This window comes from Enterobacter sp. JJBC, assembly GCF_036936505.1.
GTDB classification, from domain to species: domain Bacteria; phylum Pseudomonadota; class Gammaproteobacteria; order Enterobacterales; family Enterobacteriaceae; genus Enterobacter; species Enterobacter hormaechei_C.
On the sequence record NZ_CP136935.1, the window covers coordinates 4,202,296 to 4,217,473 of the forward strand.

A 15,178-nucleotide genomic window follows, 5' to 3' on the forward strand; every position below is an offset into this window, starting at 1 on the left:
TTACGACCTTATTTAACCTCATGAGAAGGCGAGGAAAGGAGAAACACAAAGCAGCAGCCCGGTAATTACGATAATTACCAGCGATACGCCTTTATATTTATGAAGTGCGGGCACTTTGTAGACCAGCCACGCCGGAATTAAGCAGCCCACCATCCCGAAAATAGGGCTACAGATGGAGGTGAAGCTCAGCACCGGCGCGTTTAATACAATCGCGCTCCAGGCCAGCAGGATGGCGAACAGCATAATTCCGCGCTGGACGGCATTTTCATTGATTTTTTCCGCCGGCATTTTGCGGCGCAGGATGTTCATCACGATGCCCTGCGTCGCCTCACGAAAGCCGAGATAGACGCCAAAGAACGCGGTCATCACGGCGAAAATGTTGAGGATCACGCTGACGATTTTGACCCAGCCCGCACCGTCACCGCTGATGAACTGTGCTGCGATTGCCAGGGCGGAAATATTCTGCTCGTAGGCTTTTACCGCCTCGTCGTGCCCCATCGCCAGCGTGAAGGAGACCGCGTAGAAAAAGACCGTCACAAACAGCACGCCAAAGGCGATATTCATTGCCCGCAGCGCTTTATGACGCGCCACCTCTACGGATTTTTCCCGTGAACGATAGGAAATCACCATCGGGCTTAAAGTCTGAATAAACAGAATGGAGGTTAAGGTGAAAGGCAGCGTAATAATGGCGTTTTTAATCAGCAGCCCCATCGGCGGCAGCATACCGACGTTGGCTAAATGCCAGAGGCCAATCATCGAAAGACCCAGCGCCGCCACTACAAATAATTTGGTCAGCACCATCAGGCTGGAGACTTTAAACAGCAGTTTTTCACCGCGCGACGAGATGGCGACCAGAATGCAGATCAGGAATAAGCCATAGAACGGATTTTCCGACAGCAAACCGTCGGTTACGCCGAAGGTGTGCAAATAGGAGGCGCTGTCGTTGGTGATAGCCGTGGAATAGACAAACATCCAGATCACCAGCATCACGAAATAAAGCGCACCCAATAAGATGCCCCAGTTTTTACCTAAATAACCGCTAATGACGCTCGGGTAATCTTTGCATTCCGGTGATTCCGCCAGCGTATTAATAAACAGGCGCTGGAACAGGTACATAGCCGGATAACCAATTATCGACGAGAGTAAAAACACCCACAGCCCCATTAACCCGACCTGCACCGGAAGAAAAACGATGCCCGCGCCGATAGCCATCCCGATACTCATGATGACCCAGCCCGTATCGGTGCTGTCGAATTTAATCGCCTCTCGCCATTCGCTTTCGCTCATTCCCGCCCGCCTTGCCGCAGGGGAATCACTCACAATCACACTGCTGTTTGTTGCCATATTCATCATGGGGCACTCGCTTATTTTGTAGGGTAACTAGTTGTTTTTATAAGGTTCCGATCGCCAGCGATTGCGAGTCAGAAGGTGCAGGTGTGAGTTATTGGTATGGGGAGATCATATCCGGAGAGCGGGAGAAAAAAGTCACAAGTTTAATGAGGCTTTTCTGCGTTTGGAGGAAAGTTTTCTTATGTCGGAGTTATTAGGGCATCATTTTTCTAAAAGTGACGGCGATCAACCTACAAATATCTCGCATCTGATCCTGAAGAAAATCGCTCTACATTCGCATTAACCATATAGTTACTGCTTTGCTTATATTGTCAACTTAGTCAGTACATCCATATATCCAATCAAGCGCGGATAGAGAGATGCCAGTTTGAATATTCTCAACTTCAAATATTCATATGGTGAATTGTTCCTTCTTATTTGCGCAGCAAAAAGGTCCCCCTTTTAAAAAATTACGTTATTTACAACAAATTTGCGTTATGTAACTATCGCGTCGTTTATTATCCACAGTAAGATAAAGGTCTTTGTTATGGATAACTGGCTGGCGCTCTTCGACGGACAGACCCGTTACACCCTGGACATTACGGACTCCCGCGTCACGCCCGACGTGCTGCGGTTTAAGGGCCGCGAGGCGCTCAGCGAGCCCTTCCGATGGACCATCGACTTCACCACACCGCAGGATAACCTCACCCCCGAAGAGGTACTGATGAAGTACGCCACCCTGCGCATGCGCAGCGGGAAGGCAGTGCACGGCATCATCACCCGTCTGGAGTGGCTTTCCACCACCGCCGACCAGTCGCATTACCAGGTGGAGCTGAGCTCCCGTCTGGCACTGCTCAGCCGCAACCGCCAGTGCCGCATTTTCCAGCACCAGTCCGTACCGGAGGTGGTGGAGCAGGTGCTGCGCAGACACGGGCTGGAGGGACCTGATTTTGACTTCCGCCTGGAGCGCACCTACCCGCCGCGTGAAATTATCACCCAGTGGCGGGAAACGGACCTGGAGTTTATCCGGCGCATTCTGTCCGAGGTGGGCATTTACTGGCGCACGGAGATGGACGACGTGCGCGGTCTGGATACGTACATATTTGCCGACAGCCAGCTTAACTACCGGTTTGACGTGCGCCTGCCGTACCGCGAGCCATCGGGCCTGTTTGACGGCGCGGCGGAATCGGTCTGGGATGTGCGGACCTGGCACAGGGTTGCCACCGGCACCGTCGCCACGCGGGATTACAACTACCGGACAGCCACCACGCCGATGGATGCGACGGTCAGCGTGCGTAACGATGCGGTCACCACCGGGGAACATTACCGCTACGCAGCGCCTTACCGTGACGCAGGTGACGACACCAGCCCTGAGCCGGAAACCGAATCCGGCGCTTTTTATGCCCGCATCTACCACGAGCGGGAGCTGAACAAATCAGCCCGCATCCACCTGTTCAGCAACGCCTCACACCTCGCGCCCGGGCAGGTGCTGGAGCCGCAGGGCGATGTCATTACGGCCCTGAAAGAGGGTGTTGTCCTCACGCTTGTGACCTTCCGGGGGGCCCGTGATTCCCGCCTGCACGTGTCGGTCCGGGGCATGCCCTACACTGAGCGCTACTGTTTCCGCCCGGCGGAAATTTCGCGCCCGGAAATCCACGGCACGCTTCCGGCGCGGATTGAGAGCCGGGAGAAGAACGACATTTACGCCCACCTGGACGACCAGGGCCGCTATCGGGTGAAGCTCGACTTCGACCGGGAGGGGACGGAAGCCGGTTACAGCTACCTGTGGCTGCGGATGGCGAAACCGTATGCCGGTGACACGCTGGGCTGGCACACGCCGCTCACCGACGGGACCGAAGTGGCGATAGCATACAGCAACGGTGATATTGACCTGCCGTATATCGCATATGCCCTGCACGATTCTGAACATCCGGACCCTGTCTCCCGCGACAACCACACCCGCAACGTGCTGCGCACGCCCGCCAACAACAAGCTGCGGATGGAGGATAAGCGCGGGGAGGAGCATGTCAAACTCGCCACGGAATACGGCAAAACGCAGCTGAACAGCGGGCATCTGGTGGACGCGCAGGAGCAGCCCCGGGGCAAAGGATTTGAACTCCGGACCGATGAACACGGCGTTATTCGCGTCGCAAAGGGGCTGTTTGTCACTGCGGACGGGCAGCAGAAGGCCGCAGGCGGGGTGCTGGACATGAGCACGGCACTCAGGGAAATCGACGTCTGCCTGCGACAGCTTCAGCAGCTGGAGATGGCGGCAGAGCAGGCGCAGGCGCTGAAGGCGGATATCGACAGCCAGATACAGATGTTTGAGCAGCGCCTGAAGCCGCTGAACGAAACCCTGCTGTTCTCTGCCCCGGAAGGGGTTGCCGTGACCAGCGGGGAGCACATGCAGATGACAGCGGCAAAAAACGTCGCCGTTAACGCCGGAGGGGATATCAGTGCCGGTGTCATGGGCAACATGACGGCGCTGTCGGGGGAAAAGCTCGGGCTGTTTGCCAGAACGGGCCAGCTGAGCCTGAAAGCCAGTGAAGGCCCGGTTGAGATGCAGGCGCAGAACGGGAGAATGCAGCTGTTCGCGGAAAAGAAGCTCACCCTGTCGTCTGCGAGTGACATCACGTTTGCGGGCAAGAAGCGCATCACGCTCATCGGGGGCGGGAGCTACCTGCGGCTGGAGGCCGGGAAGGTGGAGTATGGTACGACAGCGACCTACCTGCGCCGGGTGAGAAGAACGATGAAAACCGGACCAGCTTCATTGCCATTAAATTTGCCTTTAATGCCCCTGGTCGACCTGTTTACCTCCCGGCTTGCAAACCCGCCAGCGGGAGCTTCGCAGGAACAGGACAAGCCACAAGAACAGGATAAGACAAAGCTGAAACCTGTGCTCCGTATTTCAGACGCTCCAGGAATCAATGGGGTAGTTCAGCCTGGCTGTAAATGGCAGATTGTTCTGGCAGATTCTTATATGCAGGCCGTTACAACGGATGAGGTACTGATGAATGGACAATCTGATTCGGAGGGGCAAGTATTACAGTCAGAAGACCAGCAATATCAACTAACTGAACTGGCGAAACAATATGCAAACCAGTTATGGCTGGTTGTCGGTCATCGGGCCCACCGTCTCTATTTCAATGTGATTCCTGCTGCCACTGATGAGGATGTAAAAGATTTTTGTGCGCAGGATACGATGGGATTCCATCGTATCTTTAACCGTATTTCCGGAAATATACTTCCGGGCGAAAAACTGAAACAGTGTATAAAGACCGAGCAGCAGGTGAGCGGAGTAATGCTAGAGTCACTCAGGGAGAGTAAATAAAATGGTATCGCTTAAACTTGACGACGGTATGAACCGGTGCAGTGTTTATTTTGATGACAAAAGTGAAGAAAGCTACACCGCAACGGCTACTCATAATCATTGGGTACATTACACCAGTGGTCCGTAAAGGCAGTCAGAGAATTTTGCTGAGTATACAGAGGGCAATGTCGTGCAGGCTTTCCTTGGTGGAAAGGAGTATTTTTCTGCGCTTCTGGCAGCTTTTAAGCAGGCAAAAAAGTGCATTTTTATTACTGGCTGGCAGGTGAACTGGGACGCCCAACTGGCGGAGGGGATACGGCTGGTTGATACCCTGCTGGAGTCTGTACAGACAACTTCGGGTTTACAGGTTTATATTATGCCGTGGGAGAACCCGGCGCAGGTTGAGACGTATGCTGCGGCAACGGAACGGGTATTTGCTGCGATGAATACCCATCTCGGACGACAGGCTTTTTATGTTCAGCGTGCGGGTTCTAAATCCGGAGTGATGTTTTCGCATCATCAGAAATGCGTGATTGTCGATGAAAAACTGGCATTTGTCGGCGGAATTGACCTGGCCTATGGACGCTATGATGACCATTATGGTCTGCAGGCAAACGCAGACAGACGACAGGGCATGAATATGTACAATTCCTGTATTCCACCCATTGTTCATCGTCCAGGTTATGACCCGATGAACGAATATGTTATTCCAGTAGGGAAATATTCGCAGGAACAGCTACAGGGTGAGTTTAAACGAGCGGAAAAACGACAGACGGACAGCGTTCAGCACATTATTGATACAGTTTTAAAACATGAACTCTGGCAGTCTCAAGGGAGTTCGAAGGACAGCGTTTATCTGGATCCGACAATACAACCCCGGATGCCCTGGCAGGATTATCAGGTACAAATTGAGGGGCCTGCGGTGGATGATCTGGTCAGAAACTTTGTACTGCGCTGGAACAGTTATTCACACCGCTGGCCTGACAATCCTCTACAGACCCGTGTACCTGAACTTGATATCCCTGCAGTACCATCCATAAAAAAGGGAAGCTGTCAGATACAGGTATTGCGCAGTGCCTCATTGAGTATGCGACTTGATGAACATAAAAATATGCCGGAAATTGCGCCGAAAGCGCGACTGAAACAGGATGATATCCTGCGCAGTCTCCATCTGCTCATCAGTAAGGCGGAGCATTATATTTATATAGAGAATCAGTTTTTTGTGTCGGCATTTGAGAAATCATCTATTGGTGAAAATGAACCCTTGAGTCCAGTGGCAAAAAGTATTACCCCTACCCTGAGTGCTTGGGCAACCCGGCTATTGCCGGACGATGAAATGCCGCAAAACCCGGTAGCGGAATGGCTGGGGGACAGAATTAAGCGTGCGATTTTTAGTCATGTTGCGCAACCGTTTCATGTCTATATCGTACTGCCTGTATATCCGGAAGGGCGGCTTGATGACCCGGCTATCGTGGCGCAAATTCATCTGACCCGGCAGTCACTGGTATTTGGTTCTCACAGTCTGCTGAACCGCATCCGCCGTAGTTTGTGGGTGAAGCAACAACTTGAAGTGCAGGCGGTACCCCGCAAAGAATGGAGCAGGAAAATAGAGAAACTAGAAGAGCTATGTGGAACGGAATATACCAGTATTCCACTTGAAGTATGCGATCAATACGTGACGTTATTAAATCTGCGTGACCATGATGAACTAAACGGAATGGCGGTGACAGAGCAGATTTATGTACACAGTAAACTGACGATTGTGGACGACCGCTATGTGCTGGTGGGGAGCGCGAATATTAATGACAGAAGTCTGTTGGGTGACAGGGACTCTGAGCTGGCGGTACTGATATCGGATACTGAACATGGCTATACCGATCTGGATGGCAGTGGAACTACAGTTCCCTACCGTAATTTTGCTCGTAAGTTGCGGCAAAAGGCGTGGCGTAAATGGCTGGGGAGTGCGGCTGGGGAATGTGCAGAAGCGCTGGATAAGCCAGCACTAAAAGCCAGTTGGGAGAAGATTCAGGCTCTGGCGAGGGAAAACGCAATAATTTATGAGAGTGTATTTAATTTTATCCCACGAAATGATTTCATAAAAGATGAATCTGATGATGGCAATTACAGGAAAGAAAATAGCGAGCAGGGAGTAAAGATGAGGGCATCGTTATGGCCTGTAGCAGCAGCTAATTCACGAGACGTCCTTTCTAACGAAGGTAGTATGCCGTTTTCTTTTTCGTTTTGGAAAGAATATTCATTATATAATTACAATTTAAATAATATAAAAGGCTTTATAACTGCACTTCCTATTTACTGGTCGGAAGGTGAAAACAACTTAATTCCTTATAATACGCGGTTGATTGCCAGTAATTCTATACAGGCAGATGATGAAGTTCAAATTGCAAATAACGATAATATAAGGGATTCACAGGAAAGCTAGTTATGAAAAAATTTCCATTGTTAATTTTATGGGGTGGTTTTCTTGTTTTACCTGTGACATTTTCCCAGAAATGGAATAGCGAGTGTGTAAGTTATTATCAGATGCAATTACCTGATGGATTGGATGTGGGATTATATCCTATAGAAGGATTTACTAATCCGGAGGAACAACCAGAAGGTAATGGCTTTTTTATTACCAGTCGATATGCACGTAATGGTATAACATTTGGTGATAAATATAACAGAGCAAAAGCAGATTCTATTCAAGCGCAATTTTCTTCGCTTTATTACGGTAATTATGAGTTGGATGTTTCCTCTGAAGAGAAAACTCCGGTTGATTTCTCTGCGTATAAAGAAAGAGTTGCTGATAGTATAAATTTCGGTATTGAAGTTGCCAGGAAATATGAAGAGCGTGATTTAAAGTTACTTAAAAAGCCAATGGAAACAAAGGCGGAGTTTAACAGGAAGCATGAATACATCTTAAAAGATTATCCTAATGCTTTCGTGAATTATGACTACAGAGGATATACGGTTTACATAAATAGCGGAAAGCGCCTGTATCATTTTTGGGGGAGGAATGCCAAAGATTCAGGAGAAAAATCCCAGACTACTGAGATGCAGGTGCGGAAATCCGAACCTGAAGTTCTTTCTCTTCTAAATCGTTTCAGACCACGTAAGTTATACGAAGTCCCAACAGAGCAAGGGTTTTGCCTTCCCTACGGCTTTATCGCGGGTGATTCCGGTCATGAGCCTCGTAATATTGGGATAACATACCGGCTTCAAAATCACCCGGATGTGACCATATTTTTTCAGGATCTGGGGATGAAGCCAAAGGCGGGAAAAGAAGATGACCTGAATGAAAAAGATTATGTAAACTGGCTCTGGAACTGGCAATACCAGTGGTCAGCAGTTTCAAAAGAGCTGATAAAACCAAAGTGGCGTTCAATAGAAATGGATGGACGTAAGGGGGTTGGTACATTTGTGAAATCTGTCTACAAAGACGGTGGACTCAATTACGGCTATGTTGCTTATGTACAGGGAGATCGACAAGCCAGAAATCTGAAGCCAGATTTATTACTCTACGTGATGCAGGACAGTCGACAGGCGAGAGGTAACCCGCCAATGGACAAGGATGAGTTGGAAAAACTGGCAGAACATATTGTCAGTTCTATTAAGAGGCGGTAATTCATTTTTTACTGCCTCCACAATTATTTATCCCTTTATTTTCGCCCGCATTACTATTAATGCCGCTGGCGACGATGGTGAGAGTCTGGCAGCTCAGGGGGCGTAAAGTGGTTGATGCCGCCAATTACCAGACACTTCTGCGCTAGGCCGATACGGTCCTAAAGGACGAGGTGCTGGCGTCAAAAGAACTGCCGGTGATGCCCGGTGGCAGCGTGACGCTCAATATGCTCATGGATGAAGATGCTCAGTTCCAGCCTGGCGCTGCTGGGATACACCCGGCAGTGCGCCGTATTTCAGAACCAGTCCGTGCCGGAGGTGGTGGAGCAGGTTCTGCGCAGACACGGGCTGGAGGGACCTGATTTTGAATTCCGGCTGGAGCGCAGCTATCCGGCGCGGGAGCTGATAACCCAGTGGCGGGAGACGGATTTACAGTTTATCCAGCGCATTCTGTCAGAGGTGGGGATTTACTGGCGTACGGAGATGGATGATGTGCGCGGTCTGGATACGTACATTTTTGCCGACAGCCAGCTTAACTACCGGTTTGATGTGCGCCTGCCGTACCGCGAGCCGTCGGGTCTCTTTGACGGGGCGGCAGAATCGGTCTGGGATGTGCGCACCTGGCACAGGATTGTCACCGGCACCGTCGCCACGCGGGATTACAACTACCGGACAGCCACCACGCCGATGGATGCGACGGTCAGCGTACGCAGTAATGCGGTGACGACGGGTGAGCACTACCGCTACAAATGCGCACCGCCTGGCGGGAGATCCAGCAGGCGACGGATATGACGCTGGAGATGTTAAACCGGGTGGACTGGGTACAGGTGCTGACCGATGCGGCAACAGCCATAGCGGTTATTCTGGTGGCGGTCGGCGTGGGGCGCTGGGCATTCCTGAAGCCATTATCGGCGCGTTTTTACTGATTGTACGCCTGGCGATAAGCGCCTGGGGGACGCTGGCGGCGATCCTCGGCGCAGGAACCACCGTGGCGGTAGCCCCGTAATAAGGAGTGATGATGTTAAAGGATCTGGTCGAAAAGTGGCTTCCGGAAGCATCGGTAAAATACAAGTACGGCAGCCCGGCGGTGAACCTCGGGTTGATAATCACCGTGTTCGTTAAAAACGGCCATACGCCGGAGGTTCGCCGAAAAATGGTGGAGTGTGTCGATCGTTATTACGGGGAATTTAAGCCGTATCTCAGGAAAACGCTGCCGGTAAAGAAATGGACCAGAATCACCGAAAACAATTATGCCAGACAGAAGCAGGCTATTCTAAACTCCACGCCTGAGGAAATTTTTGACTGGGTACTGAGTTCTGCAACTGAGTCATATCTGGCACCGGCTTACGAAATTCTTATCATGGGGAAACGAATATTCCATAACGAAAATGATCGCTCAGTCATAAAACTCGCTTTCCCCCTTTCCCTGCTGAAAGAGCCGGACGGTAAGGAACGGTATGAAAACTGGCTGCTTTGGCTGTGCGACACCTTCGAAGTGGAAAGCGGCTGTGCTGAGCTGTCGTTCGTTCTGCCCTACGCCTTTGAACAGATGTTCCCTTATGAATATGCCCTGGCTCAGCGTTTTTCCGGCGTGATGGTGGATTCGCTGGGTACCCCTGCGGGGAAGCGGTCGAAGGCCTCAAAGGTGCCTGCTGGTAAACCATTCTGGGCACGCCATGGCTGGAAAAGCTCGGAGGGGAAGACGCCGTCGCGCGGCGTCTGGTGAAAACACCGGAAATCGGCCTGCTCTCTTATAACAACGGGGTAATTCTGAAAGCCGGTGAGCTTCCTCCGGATCTGGGTGAGATGAGAACCAAAGGCTTACCCCCTTACTGGTAAAGGTGAACCAGATTATTCGTCCGGTTCGTTATGACGGCCATAAAGGGCTCCATTTCTATTCCGGATACGAAAACCACCAGTTTGATGAAGAATCCTCCATGAAGTGATTTGCCCGCTTCGATGAGGCCAGCGCCCTGCTGGAATGAAAAAAGCCCCCTTTTAACAAAGGGGGCTGTCAACCCTATTTCTTATTTACATCGCCTGCGTAAACGTCCTCGAAATCACATCCTGCTGCTGCTCGCGCGTCAGAGCATTAAACCGCACCGCATAGCCTGAAACGCGGATCGTCAGGTTCGGATAGTTCTCCGGATGGGCGATGGCATCCAGCAGCATCTCCCTGTTCATCACGTTGACGTTCAGGTGCTGACCGCCCTCAATGGTCGCTTCGTGGTGGAAGTATCCGTCCAGCAGCCCGACAAGGTTGGTTTTGCGCACCGGCTCGTCCTTGCCCAGTGCCTGCGGCACGATGGAGAAGGTGTAGGAAATCCCGTCTTTGGCATAGGTGAACGGCAGCTTGGCGACCGAGGTTAACGACGCCACCGCCCCTTTTCTGTCGCGCCCGTGCATCGGGTTGGCGCCAGGCGCAAACGGCGTGCCGCCGCGACGTCCGTCCGGCGTGTTGCCGGTCTTCTGGCCGTAAACCACGTTTGAGGTGATGGTCAGGATCGACTGGGTCGGTACCGCGTTGCGGTACGTCGGCAGCGCCTGGATTTTCTTCATAAAGCGCTCAACCAGATCGCAGGCGATACTGTCCACGCGATCGTCGTTGTTGCCGTACTGCGGATAGTCGCCTTCGATGACGAAATCGACCGCCAGACCAGTGTGGTCGCGCACCGGTTTTACCGTGGCGTACTTGATGGCCGACAGGGAATCCGCCGCCACCGACAGCCCGGCAATGCCGCAGGCCATGGTGCGGTAGACGTCCCGGTCGTGCAGCGCCATCAGCGAGGCTTCGTAGCTGTATTTATCATGCATATAGTGAATGAGATTCAGCGCGCTGATGTACTGTACCGCCAGCCAGTCCATGAAGTGATCGAGGCTCGCCATTACGGTGTCGTAATCCAGTACCTCATCCAGCAGCGGCTCGGTTTTCGGACCGACCTGGATCTTCAGCTTCTCATCCACCCCGCCGTTGATTGCGTACAGCAGCGTTTTCGCCAGGTTGGCGCGTGCGCCGAAGAACTGCATCTGCTTGCCGATCACCATCGGGCTGACGCAGCAGGCAATGGCGTAGTCGTCGCTGTTGAAGTCGGTGCGCATCAGATCGTCGTTCTCGTATTGCAGCGAGGAGGTGACGATCGACACCTGCGCGGCGTATTTCTTGAACGCGATCGGCAGTTTTTCGGACCAGAGGATCGTCAGGTTTGGCTCCGGCGCAGGCCCCATGGTGTGCAGGGTATGCAGGTAGCGGAAGCTGTTTTTAGTCACCAGCGTGCGCCCGTCCAGCCCCATGCCGCCAATCACTTCCGTGGCCCAGATCGGATCGCCGGAGAAGAGCGTGTCGAACTCCGGCGTGCGCAGGAAGCGCACCATGCGGATCTTCATGATGAAGTGGTCGATCAGCTCCTGGGCCTGCACCTCATTCAGCCGCCCAGCCTGCATGTCGCGTTCGATGTAGATATCGAGGAACGAGGCCGTGCGCCCCAGCGACATGGCTCCGCCGTTCTGGGATTTCACTGCGGCAAGGTAGGCAAAGTAGACCCACTGCACCGCTTCCTGCGCATTCATCGCCGGACGTGAAATGTCAAAGCCATAGTTCGCCGCCATCTGCTGGATCTGGAGCAACGCACGTTTATGCTCCGCCAGCTCCTCGCGCAGGCGGATCGTGGCCTCCAGTTCTTCTCCGCGCTCCAGTTTCCCCTGGAGATCGGCGAACTGAAGTTCACGCTCGCGCACCAGATAGCTGATGCCGTACAGCGCCACGCGGCGGTAGTCGCCGATGATGCGTCCGCGCCCGTAGCCGTCCGGCAGACCGGTCAGTACCCCCGATTTGCGGCAGCGCATCATCTCCGGGGAGTAAACGTCAAACACGCCCTGGTTGTGGGTTTTGCGCAGGTCTGTGAAGAGATATTCAAACTGCGGATCCATCTCGCGACCGTAGGCTTCGAACGAGCTGCGGATCATGTTGATCCCGCCGTACGGATGCAGGGCGCGCTTGAGCGGCTTGTCGGTTTGCAGGCCGACGATCGTCTCCAGCTCCTGATCAATATAGCCCGGCCCGTGCGCGGTAATGGTAGTGGCGATGTTGGTGTCGAAATCCACCGGAGCGTGGGTGGCATTCTCCTGACGAATGCCGACCATCACCTTCTGCCACAGCGCCGTCGTTGCTGGCGTCGCCTGCGCGAGGAAAGCTTCATCGCCTTCATAAGGGGTGTAGTTATGCTGAATAAAATCGCGCACGTTGATGGCGTTTTTCCATTCTTCACCACGAAACCCGGCCCATGCGTCGCTGTAAGGCGCGACGCCCGTATCGATTGTTACTTTCATCAGATTCTCGCTTTATCAGGCGTAAGCCGCAGCCGGAGTAACCTTCCCAAGACGGAGGGCGTCCAGCGCGATCATTTTTTCTTCATTGGTAGGGATCACCGCGCAGGCCGCGCGGGACGACTCGGTGGAGATCACGCGCTCGCCCGCGCTGCCCGGCAGGACATTTTTGGACTCGTCGAGGATGATGCCAAACACCTTCAGATGCTCCGCCACCAGCGCGCGGATAAGCACGGAGTTCTCACCGATCCCGCCGGTAAACACCACGCCATCCAGACGGTGCAGGGACGCGGCATGACCGGCGATATGCCGCGCAATCCGGTGGACAAAGGTCTTTATTGCCAGCCGCGCCCGCTCGTTGCCGTCATGCCAGGCTTTCTCCAGCGCGCGCAAATCGGAGGAGATACCGGAGATCCCCAGCAGCCCGGACTCTTTGTTGACCACGCGCTCCAGATCCTCGAACGACTGGCCGGTCTGCCGGGCAATCCACGCCATCGCGCCAAAATCCACGTCTCCGCAGCGCGTGCCCATCACCAGTCCTTCAAGCGGCGTCATCCCCATGGACGTGTCCACGCTTACGCCGTTACGCACCGCGCAGATGGACGCCCCGTTGCCGAGATGGGCAATCACCAGGCCGCTGTCATCGGGAGAGAGCCCGAAAAGCGCGTGCGCCTGCGCCGACACATAGCGGTGAGAGGTGCCATGGAAACCGTAGCGGCGCACGCCCAGCTCTTCAAAATAGCGGTACGGCAAGCCGTACAGATACGCCTGCGGCGGCATGGTCTGGTGGAAGCTGGTATCAAATACCGCCACCTGCTGCACGCCGGGGAACAGGCGCTCGGCGGCTTCCACGCCGCTCAGGTTGGCGTAGTTATGCAGCGGCGCCAGCGGGGAGACCTGGCGGATCTGCGCCATCACCTCTTCCGTGATCAGGGTCGACTCGCTGAAGAGGTCACCGCCGTGGGCAATGCGATGGCCAATCAAAGCCACGCTGCCCATCAGGTTGCGTTTCTCCAGCTCCAGGGCGATGGCGGCCAGCGCCCCTTCGTAGTCCTGGTGAGCCAGTCTGACCGGCTCACCCCCATTCACGGAAATAAAGGCTTTTTCTGTGTTGATGCCGTCCGCAATGCCCGTCATCAGGGCATCGCAGCCTGCGGCGTCCAGCACCGAGAACTTAACAGAGGACGATCCGCAGTTAATGACCAGTACTACCGGAAACTCAATCATGGTATGGCTCCGCTCTTCCTGAGCTTTGGTTTAAAACAGTTTGTACACGATGTTCAGAATGGTCAGCAGGCCGACCACGGTTACGAAGATGTTCTCGGTCCGGCCTTTGTATTTCGCCAGCGCCGGTGCCTTGCGGATGGCGTACATCGGCAGCAGGCACAGCAGAGAGGCGATAATTGGCGCGCCCATGGCTTCAATGAGGTCCAGAATGTTCGGGTTGGCGTAGGCCACAATCCAGGTGGAGCCCATGATGAAGACCATGCTGATGGTGTTCAGCTTGCCGACGGAGACGTTCTTCTTGTCGCCCTTGTAGCCGAACTTGATGATCAGGCCGTTCAGCCCCTCCAGCGTGCCCAGATAGTGGCCGAAGAAGGATTTAAAGATAGCGACCAGCGCGATGATGGACGCGCCGTACTCCAGCACGGTGGCGAACGTGGATTTACTGCCTGACATCGACGCAAAGTGGTTCGCCAGGTAAGAGAGCACCGGAATGTTCTGCGCTTTGGCGTCCGCCATGTTCTGCGGAGAGAGTGTAAACAGGCAGCTAAAGGCGAAGAACATCACCACCGCCACCATCAGCAGGCTGGCGCGACCGATGATTTTGGAACATTTCTGCTCGGTAAACTCTTTCCCGAACTCCGGTTCGTACTCTTCGCGCTTGGAGACCACAAACGAGGAGACGATAGGCGAGAAGTTGAAGGAGAAGACCATGATGGAGATCCCCAGCCACACCGTGACCAGAATGCCGTCATGACCGGTGAAGGCGATATCGCTCAGGTTAACCTGGTCGATCACCGCCGAGTTCCAGTACGGGATCAGCGAGAGAGAAATCAACACCAGGCTGGCGATGAACGGGAACACCAGGTAGCTCATCACTTTCACCATCAGGTCTTTACCGAACCAGATAACAAAGGCCATCAGCAGCAGCAGGAACAGCGCCACCACGCCGCGGTTCAGGGCGGGCATCTGGAGCTGGTTTTCCCAGAAGGTCATAAAGGTGTTGGTAATGGTGACGCCGTAAATCCACAGCAGCGGGCAAATGGCAAAGAAGTAGAGGAAGGTGATTACCACCCCGCCGGTCTTACCAAAATGCTCCTCCACCGTTTCGGTGATGTTGCCGGAGACGTTACTGCCGGACAAACACAGACGCGCCAGCGCGCGGTGGCAGTAAAAGGCAATCGGGAACGCGAGTACCAACATCAGCAGGATGGGGATCAAGCCGCCAAAGCCTGCACGGATAGGGAAGAACAGCACGCCTGCGCCAATGGCGGTACCAAACAGGCCGAGCGTCCAGGTGGTATCAGATTTACGCCAGGAGGACGTTTTTGTCTGGCCAACGATAATGCTTTCTGTGTTGCTCATAAGTCA

General features: G+C 53.7%; 8 protein-coding genes and 3 pseudogenes. 7 read left to right on the forward strand and 4 right to left on the reverse strand.

The features are described 5' to 3' along the window. Positions 1–18 precede the first annotated feature (18 nt). Positions 19–1,350, reverse strand: coding sequence for an amino acid permease (locus RY075_RS20190; protein ID WP_022649483.1), 1,332 nt, complete (start codon positions 1,348–1,350; stop codon positions 19–21). 526 nt (positions 1,351–1,876) lie between these two features. On the opposite strand from RY075_RS20190, the gene vgrG reads away from it, so the two are divergent. The 7 genes and pseudogenes from vgrG to RY075_RS20225 all read left to right on the forward strand — a co-directional run. Then, positions 1,877–4,660 carry a type VI secretion system tip protein VgrG gene (vgrG, locus tag RY075_RS20195; RefSeq protein ID WP_338627946.1) on the forward strand — a complete coding sequence of 928 codons (2,784 nt, stop codon included), beginning with the start codon at positions 1,877–1,879 and terminating at the stop codon, positions 4,658–4,660. Between the two features lie 169 nt (positions 4,661–4,829). Next, positions 4,830–7,079 (forward strand): phospholipase D-like domain-containing protein, encoded by a 2,250-nt coding sequence (locus RY075_RS20200; RefSeq protein ID WP_232967664.1) that lies wholly within the window; start codon positions 4,830–4,832, stop codon positions 7,077–7,079. 2 nt (positions 7,080–7,081) lie between these two features. Then, positions 7,082–8,263: a T6SS immunity protein Tli4 family protein gene (locus RY075_RS20205; protein ID WP_338627947.1), complete on the forward strand. Its 1,182-nt coding sequence runs from the start codon at positions 7,082–7,084 to the stop codon at positions 8,261–8,263. A 62-nt stretch (positions 8,264–8,325) separates the two neighbouring features. Beyond that, positions 8,326–8,533: pseudogene (locus RY075_RS20210) on the forward strand (type VI secretion lipoprotein TssJ); the annotation flags it as partial. Further along, the gene (locus RY075_RS20215; RefSeq protein WP_276191713.1) at positions 8,528–9,052 is read left to right on the forward strand and encodes a phage late control D family protein; all 525 of its coding nucleotides are present in this window, start codon (positions 8,528–8,530) and stop codon (positions 9,050–9,052) included. The pseudogene RY075_RS20210 and the gene RY075_RS20215, both read left to right, overlap by 6 nt. Continuing rightward, positions 9,007–9,266: pseudogene (locus RY075_RS20220) on the forward strand (VRR-NUC domain-containing protein); the annotation flags it as partial. The gene RY075_RS20215 and the pseudogene RY075_RS20220, both read left to right, overlap by 46 nt. 9 nt (positions 9,267–9,275) lie before the next feature. Further along, a pseudogene (locus RY075_RS20225) lies at positions 9,276–10,203 on the forward strand (DUF3396 domain-containing protein); the annotation flags it as partial. A gap of 88 nt (positions 10,204–10,291) precedes the next feature. Here the strand turns inward: RY075_RS20225 and pflB are convergent. Genes pflB through tdcC form a run of 3 tightly spaced genes read right to left on the reverse strand, consistent with a single transcriptional unit; the run spans position 10,292 to position 15,172 of the window. Beyond that, positions 10,292–12,586, reverse strand: coding sequence for a formate C-acetyltransferase (pflB, locus tag RY075_RS20230; RefSeq protein ID WP_136467651.1), 2,295 nt, complete (start codon positions 12,584–12,586; stop codon positions 10,292–10,294). Between the two features lie 15 nt (positions 12,587–12,601). Next, positions 12,602–13,810 carry a propionate kinase gene (gene tdcD, locus RY075_RS20235; RefSeq protein WP_109948904.1) on the reverse strand — a complete coding sequence of 403 codons (1,209 nt, stop codon included), beginning with the start codon at positions 13,808–13,810 and terminating at the stop codon, positions 12,602–12,604. A gap of 30 nt (positions 13,811–13,840) precedes the next feature. Next, a complete protein-coding gene (gene tdcC / locus RY075_RS20240) occupies positions 13,841–15,172 on the reverse strand; it encodes a threonine/serine transporter TdcC (RefSeq protein WP_003862666.1) in 1,332 nt (443 codons plus the stop codon). Positions 15,173–15,178 lie beyond the last annotated feature (6 nt).

Excerpts from the sequence above, each read along its gene's own strand:
- RY075_RS20190 (WP_022649483.1), bottom strand. The coding sequence starts at position 1,350 with ATGAATATGGCAACAAACAGCAGTGTGATTGTGAGTGATTCCCCTGCG.
- vgrG (WP_338627946.1), top strand. The coding sequence starts at position 1,877 with ATGGATAACTGGCTGGCGCTCTTCGACGGACAGACCCGTTACACCCTG.
- RY075_RS20205 (WP_338627947.1), top strand. The coding sequence starts at position 7,082 with ATGAAAAAATTTCCATTGTTAATTTTATGGGGTGGTTTTCTTGTTTTA.
- pflB (WP_136467651.1), bottom strand. The coding sequence starts at position 12,586 with ATGAAAGTAACAATCGATACGGGCGTCGCGCCTTACAGCGACGCATGG.
- tdcD (WP_109948904.1), bottom strand. The coding sequence starts at position 13,810 with ATGATTGAGTTTCCGGTAGTACTGGTCATTAACTGCGGATCGTCCTCT.
- tdcC (WP_003862666.1), bottom strand. The coding sequence starts at position 15,172 with ATGAGCAACACAGAAAGCATTATCGTTGGCCAGACAAAAACGTCCTCC.